At 68.0% G+C, this 17418-nt stretch carries 14 protein-coding genes and 1 other RNA gene; 6 read left to right on the top strand and 9 right to left on the bottom strand.

All coding sequences use genetic code 11. The features are described from left to right. The first annotated feature begins 97 nt into the window (after positions 1 to 97). Positions 98 to 1231, top strand: a complete 1134-nt coding sequence (locus tag KPB06_RS21415) for a ParB/Srx family N-terminal domain-containing protein (protein ID WP_407641351.1) — start codon at positions 98 to 100, stop codon at positions 1229 to 1231. A 61-nt stretch (positions 1232 to 1292) separates the two neighbouring features. On the opposite strand, the gene KPB06_RS21420 is transcribed toward KPB06_RS21415, so the two are convergent. Genes KPB06_RS21420 through tyrS form a run of 3 tightly spaced genes read right to left on the bottom strand, consistent with a single transcriptional unit; the run spans position 1293 to position 3678 of the window. Next, positions 1293 to 1958 (bottom strand): histidine phosphatase family protein, encoded by a 666-nt coding sequence (locus KPB06_RS21420; RefSeq protein WP_104012436.1) that lies wholly within the window; start codon positions 1956 to 1958, stop codon positions 1293 to 1295. Positions 1959 to 1981: 23 nt separating this feature from the next. Continuing rightward, the gene (dtd, locus tag KPB06_RS21425) at positions 1982 to 2440 is read right to left on the bottom strand and encodes a D-aminoacyl-tRNA deacylase (RefSeq protein ID WP_006483442.1); all 459 of its coding nucleotides are present in this window, start codon (positions 2438 to 2440) and stop codon (positions 1982 to 1984) included. Further along, a complete protein-coding gene (tyrS, locus tag KPB06_RS21430) occupies positions 2437 to 3678 on the bottom strand; it encodes a tyrosine--tRNA ligase (protein WP_059581097.1) in 1242 nt (413 codons plus the stop codon). Before tyrS ends, dtd begins: the two co-directional genes overlap by 4 nt. A gap of 142 nt (positions 3679 to 3820) precedes the next feature. Between tyrS and KPB06_RS21435 the strand changes: the two genes are divergently transcribed. Next, positions 3821 to 4969 carry an anhydro-N-acetylmuramic acid kinase gene (locus KPB06_RS21435; RefSeq protein WP_089464541.1) on the top strand — a complete coding sequence of 383 codons (1149 nt, stop codon included), beginning with the start codon at positions 3821 to 3823 and terminating at the stop codon, positions 4967 to 4969. 107 nt (positions 4970 to 5076) lie between these two features. On the opposite strand, the gene erpA is transcribed toward KPB06_RS21435, so the two are convergent. The 3 genes from erpA to rplM form a co-directional block, all read right to left on the bottom strand. After that, on the bottom strand, positions 5077 to 5448 hold the full coding sequence (gene erpA, locus KPB06_RS21440) for an iron-sulfur cluster insertion protein ErpA (protein ID WP_034187117.1): 372 nt from the start codon (positions 5446 to 5448) through the stop codon (positions 5077 to 5079). Positions 5449 to 5677: 229 nt separating this feature from the next. Then, the gene (gene rpsI / locus KPB06_RS21445; protein WP_011883283.1) at positions 5678 to 6070 is read right to left on the bottom strand and encodes a 30S ribosomal protein S9; all 393 of its coding nucleotides are present in this window, start codon (positions 6068 to 6070) and stop codon (positions 5678 to 5680) included. An 11-nt stretch (positions 6071 to 6081) separates the two neighbouring features. Next, entirely contained in the window at positions 6082 to 6510 is a 429-nt protein-coding gene (gene rplM / locus KPB06_RS21450; RefSeq protein ID WP_009687896.1) for a 50S ribosomal protein L13, read from the bottom strand. 311 nt (positions 6511 to 6821) lie between these two features. Here rplM and KPB06_RS21455 point away from each other — a divergent pair, with 311 nt between their 5' ends. Both KPB06_RS21455 and KPB06_RS21460 read left to right on the top strand, forming a co-directional pair. Continuing rightward, positions 6822 to 7127 carry a DUF1090 family protein gene (locus KPB06_RS21455; RefSeq protein WP_059581090.1) on the top strand — a complete coding sequence of 102 codons (306 nt, stop codon included), beginning with the start codon at positions 6822 to 6824 and terminating at the stop codon, positions 7125 to 7127. Between the two features lie 410 nt (positions 7128 to 7537). After that, positions 7538 to 8002 (top strand): OsmC family protein, encoded by a 465-nt coding sequence (locus KPB06_RS21460; RefSeq protein ID WP_012492957.1) that lies wholly within the window; start codon positions 7538 to 7540, stop codon positions 8000 to 8002. A 66-nt stretch (positions 8003 to 8068) separates the two neighbouring features. Here KPB06_RS21460 and rnpB read toward each other — a convergent pair. The 3 genes from rnpB to pyrC all read right to left on the bottom strand — a co-directional run bounded on the left by rnpB (position 8069) and on the right by pyrC (position 10444). Then, positions 8069 to 8480, bottom strand: an RNA gene (rnpB, locus tag KPB06_RS21465) — RNase P RNA component class A. Positions 8481 to 8492: 12 nt separating this feature from the next. Continuing rightward, positions 8493 to 9383, bottom strand: a complete 891-nt coding sequence (locus KPB06_RS21470) for a DUF3025 domain-containing protein (RefSeq protein ID WP_059581087.1) — start codon at positions 9381 to 9383, stop codon at positions 8493 to 8495. Then, positions 9380 to 10444: a dihydroorotase gene (gene pyrC, locus KPB06_RS21475; protein WP_059581085.1), complete on the bottom strand. Its 1065-nt coding sequence runs from the start codon at positions 10442 to 10444 to the stop codon at positions 9380 to 9382. Before pyrC ends, KPB06_RS21470 begins: the two co-directional genes overlap by 4 nt. A 204-nt stretch (positions 10445 to 10648) precedes the next feature. On the opposite strand from pyrC, the gene KPB06_RS21480 reads away from it, so the two are divergent. Then, positions 10649 to 11563: a class II glutamine amidotransferase gene (locus KPB06_RS21480; RefSeq protein WP_180278186.1), complete on the top strand. Its 915-nt coding sequence runs from the start codon at positions 10649 to 10651 to the stop codon at positions 11561 to 11563. A gap of 616 nt (positions 11564 to 12179) precedes the next feature. Then, entirely contained in the window at positions 12180 to 17411 is a 5232-nt protein-coding gene (locus tag KPB06_RS21485) for an autotransporter outer membrane beta-barrel domain-containing protein (protein WP_275906299.1), read from the top strand. Positions 17412 to 17418 lie beyond the last annotated feature (7 nt).

Consider the following 17418-nt stretch of genomic DNA (forward strand, 5'->3'; position numbering starts at 1 on the left):
CAAGCTGACACGCTCGCACCCGCGCACGGTCGCACGTCGGGCTCGTCACGCACGCCCGTGGCCCGCGCGGAGTTCCGCCTACCCGCTACGACACCCGATGCCCGTGATGCCACGCCTGCCGATCCGTTTCGCCCTTGCCGCCAGCCTGTCCGGCGTCCTCGCCCTCGCCGCGTGCGGAGGCGACGATGTCGCCGCCGTCGCACGCACGGACGCGCAACTGCCGTCCGGCAGCACGACGACGTCGGCTCCCACGCCGCCCGCAACCGCCACGCCGCAACCGGGCAAATGGAAAGCCGCCCGCGCCGGCGATCTGCTCGACGTGACGCTAGGCGATCTCCATCCGACGCAGGGTGCGATCGGCTACGACCAGATCTACTACAAGCTCGGCCGCTACGAACTGCAGCCCGACAAGAAGTTCGACGACTTCTGCGCGGACGAGGGCCTCGGCGGCATCGCATCGGGCGGTTACACGACCCGATCGTCGCTGCGCGATCCGGCCAGCTACACGTGCGCGACGACCGACGCGACCGCCCGCGACCGCTCGGTGCTGAACCCCGTCGTGATCGGCCCGAACGGCGATACGCTGTACCTGACCGACGGCCACCACGGCCTGTCGACTTACTACGAGACGCCCGACGGCGGCCCGGCGCTGCACGTGCACGTCGTCGTCAAGGACAACCTCGGCGACTACTCGGGCGACGCGTTCTGGCAGCAGATGCAAAGCCGCGGCTATCTGCGCCTGAAGGACGGCGAAGGCAAGCCGATCGCGACCGCGCAACTGCCGAGCGGCCTCGGCCTGACGCGCGGGATGACGAACGACCGCTACCGGTCGCTCGTCTATTTCACGCGCGACATCGGCTATAGCAAACCCGCGCAAGCAACCGACTACCTCGAGTTGTACTGGGCCGACTGGCTGCGTACGCAGCCGGGCACGTTCGCGCTGGCGAGCTACGACCTGACGCGCGGCGGCACGACCGATCCCGATCCGGCGAAGGCCGACACGGGCTACCTGAATGCGGTCTGGAATGCGTCTGCGCGGATGGTCGCGGCCACGGACCCGGTGATCGACGGCAAGACGGGCGCCGAGCTCGGGCGCGCCGATGCGATCAACGGCGGGAAGAAATACAGCAAGGGGGAATTCGACAAGCTGCGCCAGCCGATCACGGCCGACAAGCCCGGCAAGATCGCGTACGCGCTCGACTACAAGACGCGTCACGGGCTGCCGCAGTAAGGGTCACGCCGGAAGAAAGCACGACCCCGGGAGCCGGCCAGGCCGGACGCGATTGGCGTGCTCAGAGCACCTTGCGGTACCCGTCGTCATCGTCGCTCGCGGCTTCGAGATGCGACACGTCGGCCCACCGCACGACCTGCGCGCGACCATCGACGTAATCGACGACGTTGATGCTGGTGTTGAGCAGTTGATAGTTGCGCGGCGCCGACAGCTCGATCCCGTTCGCGAAGCGATACACGCAATCGAGCACGCCACCGTGCGCGACGCACGCGATCCGGCCGCCCGGATGCGCGGCGACGATCGGTTCGAGCGCATGCAGCACGCGGTGATAGAACTCACGCTGCGACTCGCCGCCCTCCGGCGCGAAACCTGGATCGCGCGTCTGCCACACCGCATACGCGTCCGGAAACAGCGCCTCGATCTCGGTACTGTCGTGCCCCTGGAACGCGCCGTACGAGCGTTCGCGCAACCCTTCGCGCAGCAGCAGCGGCAGCCCGAGCGCATCGGCGAACGGTTGGGCGGTCTGTTGCGCGCGCATCAGGTCGCTCGAATACACCGCATCGATCCGGGCGCCGTCGCGCGCCTCCCGTCCGAGCCGCGCCGCCAGCCGCTGCGCCTGCGCGAGGCCCGTGTCGGCCAGCGGGATGTCGATATGCCCCTGGATGCGTTTGATGCGGTTCCAGGCCGTCTCGCCATGGCGGATGAAAAGAATCTGCGTGGTGGCCATCGCGGCGCGCCTCCGGGAAAGAATCAGGGCCGCACTTGCAGCCAGAACGTCACGGGGCCGTCGTTGACGAGCGACACCTGCATGTCGGCGCCGAACTCGCCCGTCTCAACGACGGGATGGCGCGCCCGCGCGGCCGCGACGAAATAGTCGAACAGCCGCGCGCCTTCGTCGGGCGGCGCGGCCGGCGTGAAGCTCGGACGCAGCCCGCTGTTGGTATCGGCCGCCAGCGTGAACTGCGACACGAGCAGCAGCCCGCCCGCGCGGCCTTCGCCGTCGATGTTCGACACCGGCAGGTTCATCTTGCCGGCTGCGTCGCTGAACACGCGGTAGCCGAGCAGCTTCGCGAGCAGCTTGTCGGCCGCGGCCTCGGTATCGCCGCGCTCCGCGCAGACCAGCGCGAGCAGGCCCGCGCCGATCTCGCCCGTCGTGCGGCCGCCGACGCGGACGTCGGCGCGCGTCACGCGCTGGATCAGCGCGATCATGCGGTCAGCGTGACGCGTGCGAAGCGGCGCTTGCCAACCTGCACGACGAACTCGCCGGCCTCGACCTTCAGGCCCTTGTCCGACACGGTCGCGCCGTCGATCTTCACGCCGCCCTGCTCGATGTTGCGCAGCGCTTCGCTCGTCGACGGCACGAGGCCGGCCTGCTTCAGCAACTGGCCGATCGCCAGCGGCGCGCCGGCCAGCGTGACCGACGGAATGTCGTCCGGCACGCCGCCCTTCGCGCGGTGGTTGAAGTCTTCCAGCGCACGCTCGGCGTCGGCTTGCGAGTGGAACCGCGCGACGATTTCCTGCGCGAGCAGCACCTTGAAATCGCGCGGGTTGCGGCCGCCTTCGGCCTCGCGCTTGAAGCCGGCGATCTCGTCGAGGCTGCGGAACGACAGCAGCTCGAAGTAACGCCACATCAGCGTGTCCGAGATGCTCATCAGCTTGCCGAACATGTCGGTCGGCTTCTCGCTGATGCCGACGTAGTTGCCCTTCGACTTCGACATCTTCTCGACGCCGTCGAGGCCTTCGAGCAGCGGCATCGTCAAAATGCACTGCTGTTCCTGGCCGTACTGCTTCTGCAGTTCGCGGCCGACCAGCAGGTTGAACTTCTGGTCGGTGCCGCCGAGCTCGAGATCGGCGTTCAGCGCGACCGAATCGTAGCCCTGCATCAGCGGGTACAGGAATTCGTGGATCGAGATCGGCACGCCGCCCTGGAAGCGCTTCGTGAAATCCTCGCGTTCGAGGATCCGCGCGACCGTGTAGCGCGACGCGAGCTTGATCATCCCGTCCGCGCCGAGCGGCATCGACCATTCGCTGTTGTAGCGGATCTCGGTCTTGTCGCGATCGAGCACGAGCGCGGCCTGCTCGAAGTAGGTCTTCGCGTTCGATTCGATCTGCTCGCGCGTGAGCGGCGGGCGCGTCGCGTTGCGGCCCGACGGATCGCCGATCAGCGACGTGAAATCGCCGATCAGGAAGATCACCGTGTGACCGAGGTCCTGCAGCTGCCGCATCTTGTTCAGCACGACCGTATGGCCGATGTGGATGTCCGGTGCGGTCGGGTCGAGGCCGAGCTTGATGCGCAGCGGCGTGCCGGTGGCGGCGCTGCGCGCGAGCTTCTGCGCGAACTCTTCCTCGATCAGCAGCTCGTCGACGCCGCGCTTCGTGACGGCGAGCGCATGCCGGACTTCGTCGGTGATCGGGAAAACGGGCTTGGAACTGGGTTCGGTGCTCATCGGTGCCAGGAAGAATGTCGCAAAAACAGGGATTTTCCCATAACTTGCGCGCGCATCGCTTAACGACGCGTCGCGTTGCGCGGATAATCGGGCGCAAGGCGCGCGGCACCGGCCCGCGCCGCACGATTCAGGAGAATCCAACGTGCCGCAACGACAGCCGCAGCATGCCGATCCGGCAGACGGCATCTACTTCGGGCTGATGTCGGGAACCAGCATGGACGGCGTCGACGGTGTCGCCGTGCGTTTCGAGGCCGGCCGCGCGCCGGTCGTGCTCGCCGAAGCGTTCGTCGGCTTCGCGCAATCGCTGCGCGACGCACTGTTCGCGCTGCAGCAGCCGGGCGACAACGAGATCGACCGCGAATCGCTCGCGGCGAATGCGCTCGTCGCGCGCTATGCGGTGTGCTGCCATGAATTGCAGCGCACGGCCGGGCTGTCGCGCGACGAGATCCGCGCGATCGGCGTGCACGGCCAGACGGTGCGCCACCGCCCCGAGCGCGGCTACACGCGCCAGCTCAACAATCCGGCGCTGCTGGCCGAGCTGACCCAGGTCGACGTGATCGCCGATTTCCGCAGCCGCGATGTGGCGGCCGGCGGCCACGGCGCGCCGCTCGCGCCGGCCTTCCACGCGACGGTGTTCGGCGCGCCGGGCGAAACGCGGGTCGTGTGCAATCTCGGCGGGATCAGCAACATCACGATCCTGCCCGGCGCGGGCGGCGACGTGCGCGGCTTCGACTGCGGCCCCGCGAATGCGCTGATCGACGCATGGGCGACCCGCCATCTGGGCAAGCCGTACGACGACGGCGGAAAGTTCGCCGCACGCGGCGCCATCCACGCGGCGCTGCTCGATGCGCTGCTCGACGAACCGTATTTCACCGCGCCGCCGCCGAAGAGCACCGGGCGCGACCTGTTCAATCCCGCGTGGCTCGATGCGAAGCTCGCCGCGTTCCCGCAGGTGGCGCCGGAGGACGTACAGGCCACGCTCACCGCGCTCACCGCCGTCTCGGTGGCGCGCGAAATCGCGCAGCACGCACCGGGCTGCAAGGCCGTTTTCGTCTGCGGCGGCGGCGCACGCAATCCGGTGCTGCTCGACGCGCTTCGGCACGCGCTAGGCGAGGCCGGCGTGCCGGCCACCGTCGATACGACGGCCGCGCTCGGCGTGCCGCCGCAGCAGGTCGAAGCGCTCGCGTTCGCGTGGCTTGCGTACCGCTTCACCGCGCGCCAGCCCGGCAATCTCGCGACGGTCACCGGCGCGGCCGCCAACCGCGTGCTCGGCGCGCTCTATCCGCGCTGATGCGGTACCCGGCCTGTCGCGGGCGCTGCAGGACGAGCACGCATTAAAAAACGGGGCATGAAGCCCCGTTTTTCATTCCGGCGAACCGGCGCGGATCTGTCGTGCGCTCAGACCGAGAACGACGAACCGCACCCGCAGGTGGTGGTCGCGTTCGGGTTCTTGATCACGAACTGGGCACCGTTGAGGTCGTCCTTGTAGTCGATCTCGGCGCCGACCAGGTACTGGTAGCTCATCGAGTCGATCAGGAGCTGGACGCCGTTCTTGTCCATCACGGTGTCGTCCTCGTTGACTTCCTCGTCGAACGTGAAGCCATACTGGAAGCCCGAGCAGCCGCCACCCTGCACGAACACGCGCAGCTTCAGGTCGGGATTGCCCTCTTCGTCGATCAATTGCTTGACCTTGTCGGCCGCGGCGTCGGTGAAGACGAACGGCAGCGGCATATCGGTCGTCGTTGCTGCGGATTCGGTAACAGCGTTCATTCGAACTCTCCAAAAAGCTTTAGCCGCTATTGTAGGGCCGATCAGAAGATCGTGCTGATGTCCATGAAATCAATAGGTTCTTGTCGATTTCGTCAAGCGTGCCCACGCGCGCGGCCGCCACGGCGGCCCGGGCGCGGGTAAACCAGCGGGCATAAAAAAACCGCCAGCGTGAAAGCTGGCGGTTTTTCCGGCGGACGCCGCCCGGAAGCGGCGAGGCCATGAAGCGGAATTAACGCTTCGAGAACTGCTTCGCGCGGCGTGCCTTGCGCAGACCGACCTTCTTACGCTCGACTTCACGTGCATCGCGCGTGACGAAGCCTGCGTTCGACAGCGACGGCTTCAGCGTCGCATCGTAGTCGATCAGTGCACGGGTGATGCCGTGGCGCACTGCGCCTGCCTGACCCGTTTCGCCGCCGCCGTTGACGTTGACCTTGATGTCGAACGTCTGGCCGTGGTTCGTGAGTTCCAGCGGCTGGCGCACGATCATCAGCGACGTTTCGCGCGAGAAGTAGTCAGCGATGGGCTTGCCGTTGACGATGATGTCGCCCTTGCCAGCCTTGATGAAGACACGTGCGACTGCGCTCTTGCGGCGGCCCGTGCCGTAGTTCCAGTTACCGATCATGTGGGCTCCCCTTAGATCTCGAGCGCCTTCGGCTGTTGAGCCGAATGCGGATGCGTCGCTTCTGCGTAGACCTTCAGCTTCTTGATCATCGCGTAGCCGAGCGGGCCCTTCGGCAGCATGCCCTTGACCGCCTTCTCGAGCGCGCGGCCCGGGAAGCGTTCCTGCATCTTGCCGAACGTCGTTTCATAGATACCGCCCGGGTAGCCCGAGTGACGGTAGTACTTCTTGTCCAGCGTCTTGTTGCCCGTGACCTTCAACTTGCTCGCGTTGATGATGATGATGAAATCACCAGTGTCGACGTGCGGGGTGAACTCAGGCTTGTGCTTGCCGCGCAGACGGCGTGCCACTTCGCTGGCAACACGGCCGAGAACCTTATCCGTCGCGTCAATCACGTACCATTCGCGCGTCACCTCATGGGCTTTTGCGGAAAACGTCTTCATGATCGATCCAAAAAAAATGCTTTGCCCGATGTGTTCTTCCTGCTTGTCTGTGTGCGCTTCGAGGCGCGGTGCAGGCTCTCCCTGTTCTTTTTCCGTGGGCATGAATGCGGAAAAGCCCTGAATTATAAAGGAAATACGGCTGCGTGGTCAAAGAGAATCCACGCCCCGTGTTCGCGGCGGCCGAAATGGGCCAAAATTCGATCGTGCCCCGACAAGCCAGGCGAACCGAGCGCCTGAGGCGGCACCCATCGACGCGCGGCACATGACCTTGCCGCGCCAGACCGGCCGAACCCGAAAAACAACAAACCAGCATGATGAAACAACGACTCACGCCCTTCCTCGCGGCCGCCCTGGTGGCCGCGGCGGCGCCCGCCGTCGCCGCCGGCTCCGGCTGCGAAGCCAAGCTCGAGGCGCTCGATGCACGCATCGCCGAAGCCCGAACCGCCCATGCCGAAGACCGCATCGCGCGCCTGCGCGCGGTGCGCGAACGCGTGCGCCACTTCTGCGCACGCGGCCACGGCGACGCATCGGCTGCCCATGCGCCGGCGACCGATGCCGGCTCGCGCGGCACGCCGCCCGACGCGACGTCGCAGCCGGCCGCGCGACAGCCGGCGTGACGATCGCGGCGCACACAAACCGTGCGCCGACGTTTGCATGGGACGAAAAAAAGCCCGAACGGCTGGTTCGGGCTTAATCCACCTTAGGAGGAGGGTGGAGGAGACATTCGGAGGTTGCCGCAGCGCGACAACCAATGGATCTCATTATACGAATGCCCCGCCGACTTCGCAAGAAAATTTGCATTGCGAAATAGGATCTCACGATACGAGATATCGACCGACGCGTTCATAAAAACAAATTCCTGTTGCAAATCAAAGGCATAAATACGTCAGACATGATTCAAAATCGCCCGCACCTAGAGCAAAACCCCTAAATCCGACAGGGAAATCGCCACGCGTCGCTCCGCTCGCGAGGCACGGGCATTGCACGTCGTGCAGCGCATCAGCCGACCGTTGCGCCACGGGCTACAATGCCGGATCGAATCCGAATCAGGCAACGCTGGAGTGCAAGCATGGAATGCAAAGTAAGCTGGATGGGTCAGGACGGCATGGCGTTTTCCGCCGAGACCGGCAGCGGCCATCTCGTCACGATGGACGGCGCGCCCGAAGGTGGCGGCCACAACCTCGCGCCGCGTCCGATGGAAATGGTGCTGCTCGGCACCGGCGGCTGCACGGCCTATGACGTCGTGCTGATCCTGAAGAAGAGCCGCCAGGAAGTGACCGGCTGCTCGGTCACGCTGAAGGCCGAGCGCGCGAGCGAGGATCCGAAGGTGTTCACGAAGGTGCATTTCCACTTCACGGTCACGGGCCGCAACCTGAACCCGGCCACGGTCGAGCGCGCGATCAACCTGTCGCACGACAAGTACTGCTCGGCGTCGATCATGATCGCGAAGACGGCCGAACTCACGCATTCGTTCGACATCGTCGCCGCCTGAGCACAGGGCGCGCGCATGAAAAAAGGGCCGGCGCCCCGTGGGAGCGCCGGCCCTTTCGCATTCGAACGGCAAAGCAGGCCGATAAGCCGGATTCTGTGCACGCTGCGCACCGGAGCGCGCAACGCGTGGCAGTCATTCCTCTAGGCGCGCCATTGCTGACGCGCTCAAGCTTCCTACCCGCAGACGAGACGGGGGCCCCGTCCTGCATCCGAAGATGCGCGCCTGCCTACTTGGAATTGCTCCGGGTGGAGGTTACCGTGCCGGCGAACGTCGCCGTCGCCGCGGTGCGCTCTTACCGCACCGTTTCACCCTTACCTGATCCCGGCTTGCGCCGGGCCATCGGCGGTTTGCTTTCTGTTGCCCTGTTCCGCGTGTCGCCACGGATGGCCGTTAGCCATCACCCTGCCCTGTGGAGTCCGGACTTTCCTCGCCCCCGCGCGCCCGAAGACGTCGAGGCCGCGACTGCCTAGCCTGCTTTGCGACGCGCATTTTAGCACTGCGCGCCGCCGTCGGCAGCGCGCGAGCGGCGGCCGCGGCGAAACACGGCCGGATCGTCGTAGAACGCAGGGTCGGCGTTCGCCGCGCACCAGCCCGGCACGCCGAGCACCGGCAGCGGCGCGAAATCGCGGGGCGTCAGCGCGTGCGTCGCGAGTTCGGCGGCGATTCGCGCGTCGACGTGCGCGATCCGTTGCGCGTCGGGCCATGAAAAATAGTGGGCGCTCACTTCGATGATCCATGCATGCGCGGTGCAGGACTTGTAAGGCGCGACGAGCTGTTCGAGCAGCGCGTGGCCGACGAGCCGCGCCTCGCAGCGCGTGCCCCACGCATCGCGCGCGGCCACCAGCAGCCGCGCCCAGTCGAAGCCGCGCAGCGCATCGGCGAGCGTGCGCTCGGCGGTGACGAACAGCGCGCCATTCTCGTCGAACAGCGTGAGTGCATCGCGCAACGTGCCGCGTACGGGGCCGACGCCGCCCGCCGCGTCGATCGCGGCGGCCTGGCGTGCGTTCAGCGCGGCCTTGGTGCGCGGGTACGCGAACCAGACGAGCGCGTTGAAGAAGTCGTGAAGATTGTGGCGGGTCGGCACGCCGCCGGTGCCCGCGATATGGGTCTCGTACGCGACGCCGGGCGGCAGCCCGGCCTGCGGCACGAAGCGCAGCGGCCTGCCGCGACCGGTGACGCGATCGCCGCCTCGCGACACGCCGGCCAACGCGCCGTTCAACGCATCGAGCAGCGCGGCCTCGCCCGCACGGGCGGCCGCCTGCCACACGCGTCCGGGCTCCGCGTATGGCGCGAGCCACGGCGCGGACCAGTCGATCCGCGCGAAATCCGCCGCCGGGCGCCCGGCCGCGGGGCCGGATCCGCGCGGCGGCGCGCCGCTCACACGAGCTTCCAGCCGATCGTCTCGCCGCCGCGCAGCGGCACGACCGGCGTGTCGCCCGCGAAGATCTCGCGCGGCAGCTCCCATGCCTCGCGGCGCAGCGTGACCGTCTCCGCGCTGCGCGGCAGCCCGTAGAAATCGGCGCCGAAGAAGCTCGCGAAGCCTTCCAGCTTGTCGAGCGCGCCGGCCGTGTCGAACGCTTCCGCGTACAGTTCGAGCGCGTGCAGCGCCGTATAGCAGCCCGCGCAGCCGCACGCGGTTTCCTTCGCGCCGCGCGCGTGCGGCGCGCTGTCGGTGCCGAGGAAGAAGCGCGGGTTGCCCGACGTCGCGGCCTCGACCAGCGCCACGCGATGCGTCTCGCGCTTCAGCACCGGCAGGCAGTAGTAATGCGGGCGAATCCCGCCGACGAACAGCGCGTTGCGGTTGTACAGCAGGTGATGCGCGGTGATCGTCGCGCCGAGCAGGCCGGGCGCCGCGTCGGCATCGCGCACGTAATCGGCCGCGTCCTTCGTCGTGATGTGCTCGAACACGACCTTCAGGCCCGGGAAATCGCGGCGCAGCGGCGTCATCACGCGGTCGATGAACACCTTCTCGCGGTCGAACAGGTCGATCGACGCATCGGTCACCTCGCCGTGCACGAGCAGCGGCATGCCGGCTTCCTGCATCGCCTCGAGCGTCTTCGCGCATTTCGCGAGATCGGTGACGCCGTGGTCGGAATTCGTCGTGGCGCCTGCCGGGTACAGCTTCACGCCGTGCACGAAGCCGCTTTCGCGCGCGCGGCGGATTTCGTCGGGCGGCGTGTTGTCGGTCAGGTACAGCGTCATCAGCGGTTCGAACGTCATCCCGGCCGGCAGCGCGGCGAGGATGCGCTCGCGATAGGCCTGCGCCTGCGCGGTGGTCGTGACGGGCGGCTTCAGGTTCGGCATGACGATGGCGCGGCCGAACTGGCGGGCGGTGTGCGGCAGCACGGCGGCGAGCATGTCGCCGTCTCGCAGGTGCAGGTGCCAGTCGTCGGGACGGGCGAGCGAAAGCGTCGCCGGGGAAGAAGCGTTCGAGGCAGTCATAGGAGGCGTCGTGAGGAACGGGCTTGCCATCGGCGGGGCCGGAACGCGCGTGCGCGGGCCGACTGACGGCAAACCGCAACACGGGGCCTTTGGCCAGCGGAATCCGCTTTTTACCGCTCAGGGCTCGGTGATATGCTAGAAGCCGCATTGTACCGGGGTTCGCCCGGTTCGTTACCCCCGCTTCAGCCTGCCGCCCCACGTAAAATGTGCCAACTCCTTGGAATGAACTGCGCCGCGCCGACGGACGTCACATTCTCCTTCACAGGTTTCGCGGCCCGGGGCGGGCTCACCGATCACCATGCCGACGGCTGGGGCATCGCGTTCTTCGAGGACAAGGCCTGTCGCCTCTTCATCGATCACCAGGCATCGGCCACGTCGCCGATCGCCGAAATGGTGAAACGCTACCCGATCAAGTCCAAGAACACGATCGCGCACATCCGCAAGGCGACGCAAGGGCACATCCTGCTCGAGAACAGCCATCCGTTCATGCGCGAGCTGTGGGGCCGGCACTGGATCTTCGCGCATAACGGAGACCTGCAGGACTACGCGCCGGACATGGACGGCAGCGTCTATCATCCGGTCGGCACGACCGACAGCGAACAGGCGTTCTGCGTGCTGATGCAGGGGTTGCGCGAGGCCTTTCCCGGCGCGCAGCCGCCGCTGCCCGAGCTGTTCGAGCGGCTCGGCGAACTGACGCGCGGCATCACCGATCACGGCGTGTTCAACTTCCTGATGTCGAACGGCCAGGCGCTCTTCGCGCACTGCTCGACGCGGCTGCACTACCTCGTGCGGCGCTGGCCGTTCTCGACCGCGCATCTCGTCGACGAAGACCTGTCGATCGATTTCGCGAAATACACGACGCCCGAGGATCGCGTCGCGGTGATCGCGACGCAGCCGCTCACCGACAACGAGGTCTGGACCGCATTCGAGCCGGGCGAGCTGATCATGTTCCAGTGCGGCGACGTCGCCGCGCGGATGCGGATTCCGGTGCCCGAGCGCGTGCTCGAGAAGCTGCGCAACCCGTCGCTCGACGCGTCGGCATCGGCGCCGCGCACGGCGGTTCGCGAAGCGCTCGCCACCGCGGCCGACGGCGACTCCGACGACGCGATCGATTTCTGAAACCCGGCGCGGTACCGGCCGCGCCTGCTTTCTGCTCGTTTCCTGCCTGCTGCGCGGAGTTCATGCCGCGCAACCGGCCACGCCCGCCATCGGCGCAAATCGCCCGCTCCAGCCAATACGGTTTCATTTCGGCCGCCGACCGGCGCAATCGCCCGATGCCGCACGACATTCGCTTGATTTTATTAATTGACGAGCGAAAGTAAAATAGCAGAGGGAATCAAATAAACAACCCTCAATTAAAACAGGATCCCGCACCGGCATTTTAGCGTATCGCCCCTGCGGGAACCGTGCGCTATCCCACCTACTCCTGCAACCCTTCCGGATTTTCACGCACCGGCCCAACCGCCGCCCCTACCACGGCTTTCGGTTCGATTAACCACACAAATCAAAAATACCACGCATTACGGTTCGCATCATTACAGTTTCCGGCTTATCGATAATCGACGGCCACTCGAATCAGTAGACTCCGCCCATCCTCGGTGTCAACGAAACACGATTGGCGCGACACGCAGCCATAGCCGCCGCACGCCCCCTTCGGATCATTTCTCCACCGCGGAATGCGAATTCGCCGAATGGCGGCGAATACCACGTCAAAAAGAAGAAAGAGGGGTATGTCGTGAATCACTCATTTCGATCGATATGGAGCGAAGCCGCCGGCTGCTGGGTCGCGGTGGCGGAAACGACTCGCGCGCGCGGCAAGCGCTCGGGCGCCGAATCGGGCACGGGCCGTCGCGCAGCGGCACTCGGCGCGTTGCTGGCCGCGCTGTCGGTCGGCGCCGCGCATGCATCGACGTGCGGCGGCGGTACGGCCATCGCGAACGGCGGCACCTGCGCGCTCGACGGTTTCAGCCCGACCGTCAACGACAACCTGGCCGGCTCCGCCACCGTGTCCGGCGGCGATACCGTCGGCGTGTCGGGCGCATGGAGCGCCGCCGCCGGCGACCCGGGCTACGCGCTCACGCCGATCGGGAGCACGACCCTCGTGTCGGGCAACCCGAACCAGCCGCTGCTGTCGCTCGGCGGCAAGACGCACAGCGTCAGCACGCCCGACTCGATCACCCGCACCCACACGTCGGTCGCGACCTACGATTCGTCCGCGTTCTCCGCGTCGACGGCCGGCGCGACCGAGGTGCCCGTCTACCACGACGTGAACGGCGATCAGTATGTGAACACGCGCATCGGCACCGTCGCCGCCACCGGCGGTACGCTCAACGTGTCGATCGGCAATGCGGCGAATGCCCCCGATGCGCCGGGCAACGCGATCTCGATGGCCGCGAAGGCGACCGACCTTACCGTCGCGGACGGCACGGGTGCCGCGGCAAGCACCATCAACTGGAATTCGCGCAACCAGATCCGGTTCACCACCGGCGACTACCTGGCGGACGGCGGCGCGGTCGGCACCCGCCAGCTCGACGTGCCGGCCTACGCGGGCACCTTCACCGCATTCGACGGCAGCACGTGGCAGGTGACCGACGCCGCGTCGCTCGCCGCGTACAACGATTTTCTCGTGCGCTCGGTGCAAAGCGGCGCGCTCGGCTCGCAGGCCGCCTACGACAGCGCGTTCGGCCAGGCCGTCACGTTCTCGCAGCAAGCCTTCCAGTATCGGAACGACGTGTCCGCGGGCGACAAGAACACGCTGCCGATCGATTTCCTGTCGGTGATGCACGGCACGGGCGCGAACGCGACGCTGCAGATCGGCAAGGACGGCCAGATCGACTTTCGCGGCACCAACACGATCGTGTCGAGCTCGGCCGTCCTCGCGGAAAACGGCGCGCACTTCATCAACGACGGCCGCCTGTCGGGCGACTTCACGCTGGTGCGCCTGCTGAGCGGCGGCAGCGGCGTCAACAACGGCGTGATTTCGTCCGGGTACGCGTCCGGCGACGACTTCGACACGAGCGGCAGCGCGCCGCCGAACAACTTCAACTACAACGCGTACACCGAAGGCGCCGGCGTGTTCGCGAACGGCGCGGGCACGTCGTTCGTCAACAACGGCGTGATGAACGTCGGCGCGTGGACGCTGGACGGCAACCGGCCCGACCTGCAGAACTACGCGGTCGCCGTGACGGACGGCGCAACGGCGTCGAACGCCGGCACGATCAATGTCGGCGTCAATGCGACGACGCTCGACAGCCAGGTGATCGGCGGCCTCGTCGCCGGCGGCCGCTTCACGAACGAAGCCGGCGGCACGATCTATCTCGGCCGCTCGGCGCAGTACGCGCCCGGCCAGACGGCAAATGACGTCGCGCTCGCCGCGCACGCGTACGGCATCCTGCTCGGCGCATCGGGCACCGCGAGCAATCTCGGCACGATCGTGATCGGCACACAGACGCAGAACGGCGCCGCGCTGGCGAGCATCGGCTCGAGCTCCGGCACGCTGACCAACGCGGGCGCGATCGTCGTCAACGGCGCCGCGCCCGGCACGCCGCTCGCCAACGTCGGCATGCTCGCCGTCGACACCGCCGCGACCGTGACCAACACGGGCACGATCACGCTGAATGGCGTGAACGGCATCGGCATCATGGTCGTCGGGACCGGCGCGAACGCGACGGCCGCGACGTCGACCGGCACGATCGACGTCGCCGGCGGCCTCGATCCCGCGTCGGGCACGCGCAACTACGGCGTCTGGGCCGAAGGGCCGCGCGCCACGGCCACGCTCGACGGAGCGCTCGACCTGACGGGCACCGGCGCGATCGGCGTGCATGCGCGTTCGGGCGCGACGATCAACGTCGGCGCCGACGCGGTGCCGGCCTTCATGTCGGGCACGAACCAGATCGGCTTCTATGCGTACGGCGCGGGCTCGAAGATCAACGTCGCCGCGCAGCATCTGGGCGTCGACACCGACGATTCGACGCTGTTCCGCGTCGCGGGCGGCGCGACCTACACCGGCGCATCGACGGCCGGCACGCTGACGACCGACGTCAACGGCCAGCGGGCGCGCGGCGTACTCGCGACCGACGCCGGCACCACGCTGTCGACCGGCAGCGCGGTCTACAACGTCAACGGCGCGAACGGCATCGCGATCGCGGTCGAAGGCGGCGCGAAGGGCTCGATCGACGCCGGTGCGACGATCAACCTGAACGCGGCCGGCGCGACCGCGGGCGTGGTGGACGGGCAGGCGCACGACCTCGCCGGCGCGAATGCCGGCGCGCCGGTCGCGACGACGCTGACCAACCACGCCGCCGTCACGTCGTCGACCGCCGGCGTGACCGGTTTCATCGCGCAGAACCTCGGCACGCTCGAGAATCGCGGCACGATATTGCTGACCGGCGCCGGCTCGACGGGCGTCGTGGCCGGCACGCTCGGCACGGTGAACAATGCGTCGACGATCCGCGTCGCCAACGGCACCGGCGCGCTCGTGCAAGGCGCGTCGGCCACGCTCGCCAACGCAGGCTCGATCGAGGCCGACGACGGCGTCGCGGGCGTGCGCCTGACGGGGGCCGGCGCATCGGTCGCGCTGTCCGGCGCCGGCACCGTCACCGCGAACGGCAGCGCCGACGGCGTGCTGATCGACTCGACCGTCACCGGCGGCGGCATCGCGGCCGGCGCGACGTCGATCGCGGTCGGCGGATCGGGCAGCGGGATCCGCAACCTCGGTGCGAATGCAACGATCGCGCTGTCCGGCACGCAGGTCGCCACGACCGGCAACGGCGCCACCGGCCTCACGTCGACCGGCTCCGGCGCGCGCATCGCGACCGATGCGGCCACGGTCGTCCGCACGACCGGCGCCGACGCGCGCGGCCTGTCCGTGACAGGCGCCGATTCCACGCTCGCAGCCAACGGGACGACCGTCGCGACGACCGGCGCGAACGCCCATGCGATCGTCATGGACGGCGGCGCGACGGCCCTGCTGTCGGGTGCGAAAGTCGCCGCGTCGGGCAATGCGGCCGACGCCATCGTCGCGCAAAACGGCGGCCGCATCGCCGATACGGGTTCGTCGCTCGCCAGCGCGGCCGGCAACGGCGCAACCGCGAACAGCGGCGGCGTGCTCGCGTTGACCGGCACGACGCTCACGGGCGCGACGGCCGGCGTACTGACGTCGGACACGCTCGCGAACGGCGCGACCAGCTCGGTGCTCGTCGACGGCGGCAGCGTGACGTCCGCCACCGGGCCGGCCTTCGCCGCGCACGGCGGCACGGCCGACATCGCGGTGCGCAACGGCACGGTCGTGACGGCCGGCAACGGCACGCTGCTGAACCTCGCGAACGGCAGCAACGTGACGTTCGACGCATCGGCGGTGAACCTCGCGGGCGACATCGTCTCCGACGCGTCGAGCACCGGCAACGTGTTCCTCGCGAACGGCACGACGCTGACCGGGAAGATCGACCCGGTCGCGCTGACCGTCGACGGCACGAGCACGTGGCGCATGACGGGCAGCTCGGTGCTGAGCAGCCTGAACAACGCGGGCCTCGTCGCGTTCGCCGCGCCGACCGGCTCGCCGACGCTGACGGGCAGCTACAAGACGCTGACGACCGGCGGCTACGTCGGCAACGGCGGCACGATCGCGCTGAACACGTATCTCGGCGCCGACGCGTCGCCGACCGACCGTCTGATCGTGAACGGCGGCACGGCGAGCGGCACGACCGGCCTGAAGATCGCCAACACGGCCGGCACCGGCGCGCAGACGACCGGCGACGGGATTCCCGTGGTCGTCACGGCCAACGGCGGCACGACCGCCGCGTCCGCGTTCCATCTCGCCGGCCCGGTACAGGCCGGCGCGTACGAATACCGGCTCTATCGCGGCGGGCAAGGCGATGCGAACGGCTGGTACCTGCGTTCGCAGCTCGACCCGACCGACCCCGGCGACCCGATCCACCCGTCGGGCGGCGGCGACGGCGGCACCAACGGAAACGGGAATGGCAACGGCGGCGCGCTCGCGTATCGTCCGGGCGTCTCCGGCTACGCGATGACGCCGCTGCTGAACGCCGACTACGGCTTTTCGACGCTCGGCAGGCTGCACGAGCGCGTCGGCGACATCTACAACGTCGAGAAGCAGGCGCCGGGCAATCGCGACGGCGTGTGGGGGCGCATCGGCGGCCAGAGCCTGGATGCGAACGCGGGCCGTTTCTCCGCCGACGAGCGCACGTTCTTCGCGCAGTTCGGCAAGGACTGGACCCTCGACCAGGCGCCGGACGGCGCCGGCAGCACGCATGCGGGCGTGACGGCCAGCATCGGCGTGTCGAACGCGAGCTTCAGCGACATGGCGCGCGCCGGCTCGCCCACCCTGTCGACGTCGACGGGCTCGGTCGAGATGCACGCGCAGAGCGTCGGCGGCTACTGGACGCGCTACCTGTCCGACGGCACCTACTTCGACAGCGTCGGCCAGGTCACGCACTACGGCAACCGCTATCGTGACAGCTACGGCAACGAAGCGTCGCAGAACGGCTTCGGCGTCGCGCTGTCGCAGGAAGTCGGCAAACCGTTCGCGATCGGTACGCTGCCGGTCGCGGTCGAGCCGCAGGCGCAGCTGATGGTTCAGTACCTGAAGCTGAACGGGTTCAACGACAACGTGTCGGCCGTATCGGGCACGACGTCGAATGCGCTGCGCGGCCGCGTCGGCGTGCGCATCTTCCGGCCGAACCTCCCGTCGGACGCGGGCGGCGGCGCCGCGACGCCGTACTTCACGGCCGACGTGCTGCACGACTTCCTGTCGCCGGGGCAGACCGTCGTCGGCGGCACGCCGTTCGCGACGCATCTCGGGCGCACCTGGTACGAGCTGGGCGTCGGCGTGACCGCCGGCTTCGGCAAGTCGGGCGAGCTGTACGCGAATGCGAAGATCGCGCGCAACATCGGCGGCGATTACCGGCGCGGGATCGTCGGGCAGGTCGGCTACCGGTACAGCTGGTAACGCCCGG

It is taken from the genome of Burkholderia semiarida, from assembly GCF_029268935.1.
In the GTDB taxonomy this organism is placed as follows: Bacteria; Pseudomonadota; Gammaproteobacteria; order Burkholderiales; family Burkholderiaceae; genus Burkholderia; species Burkholderia semiarida.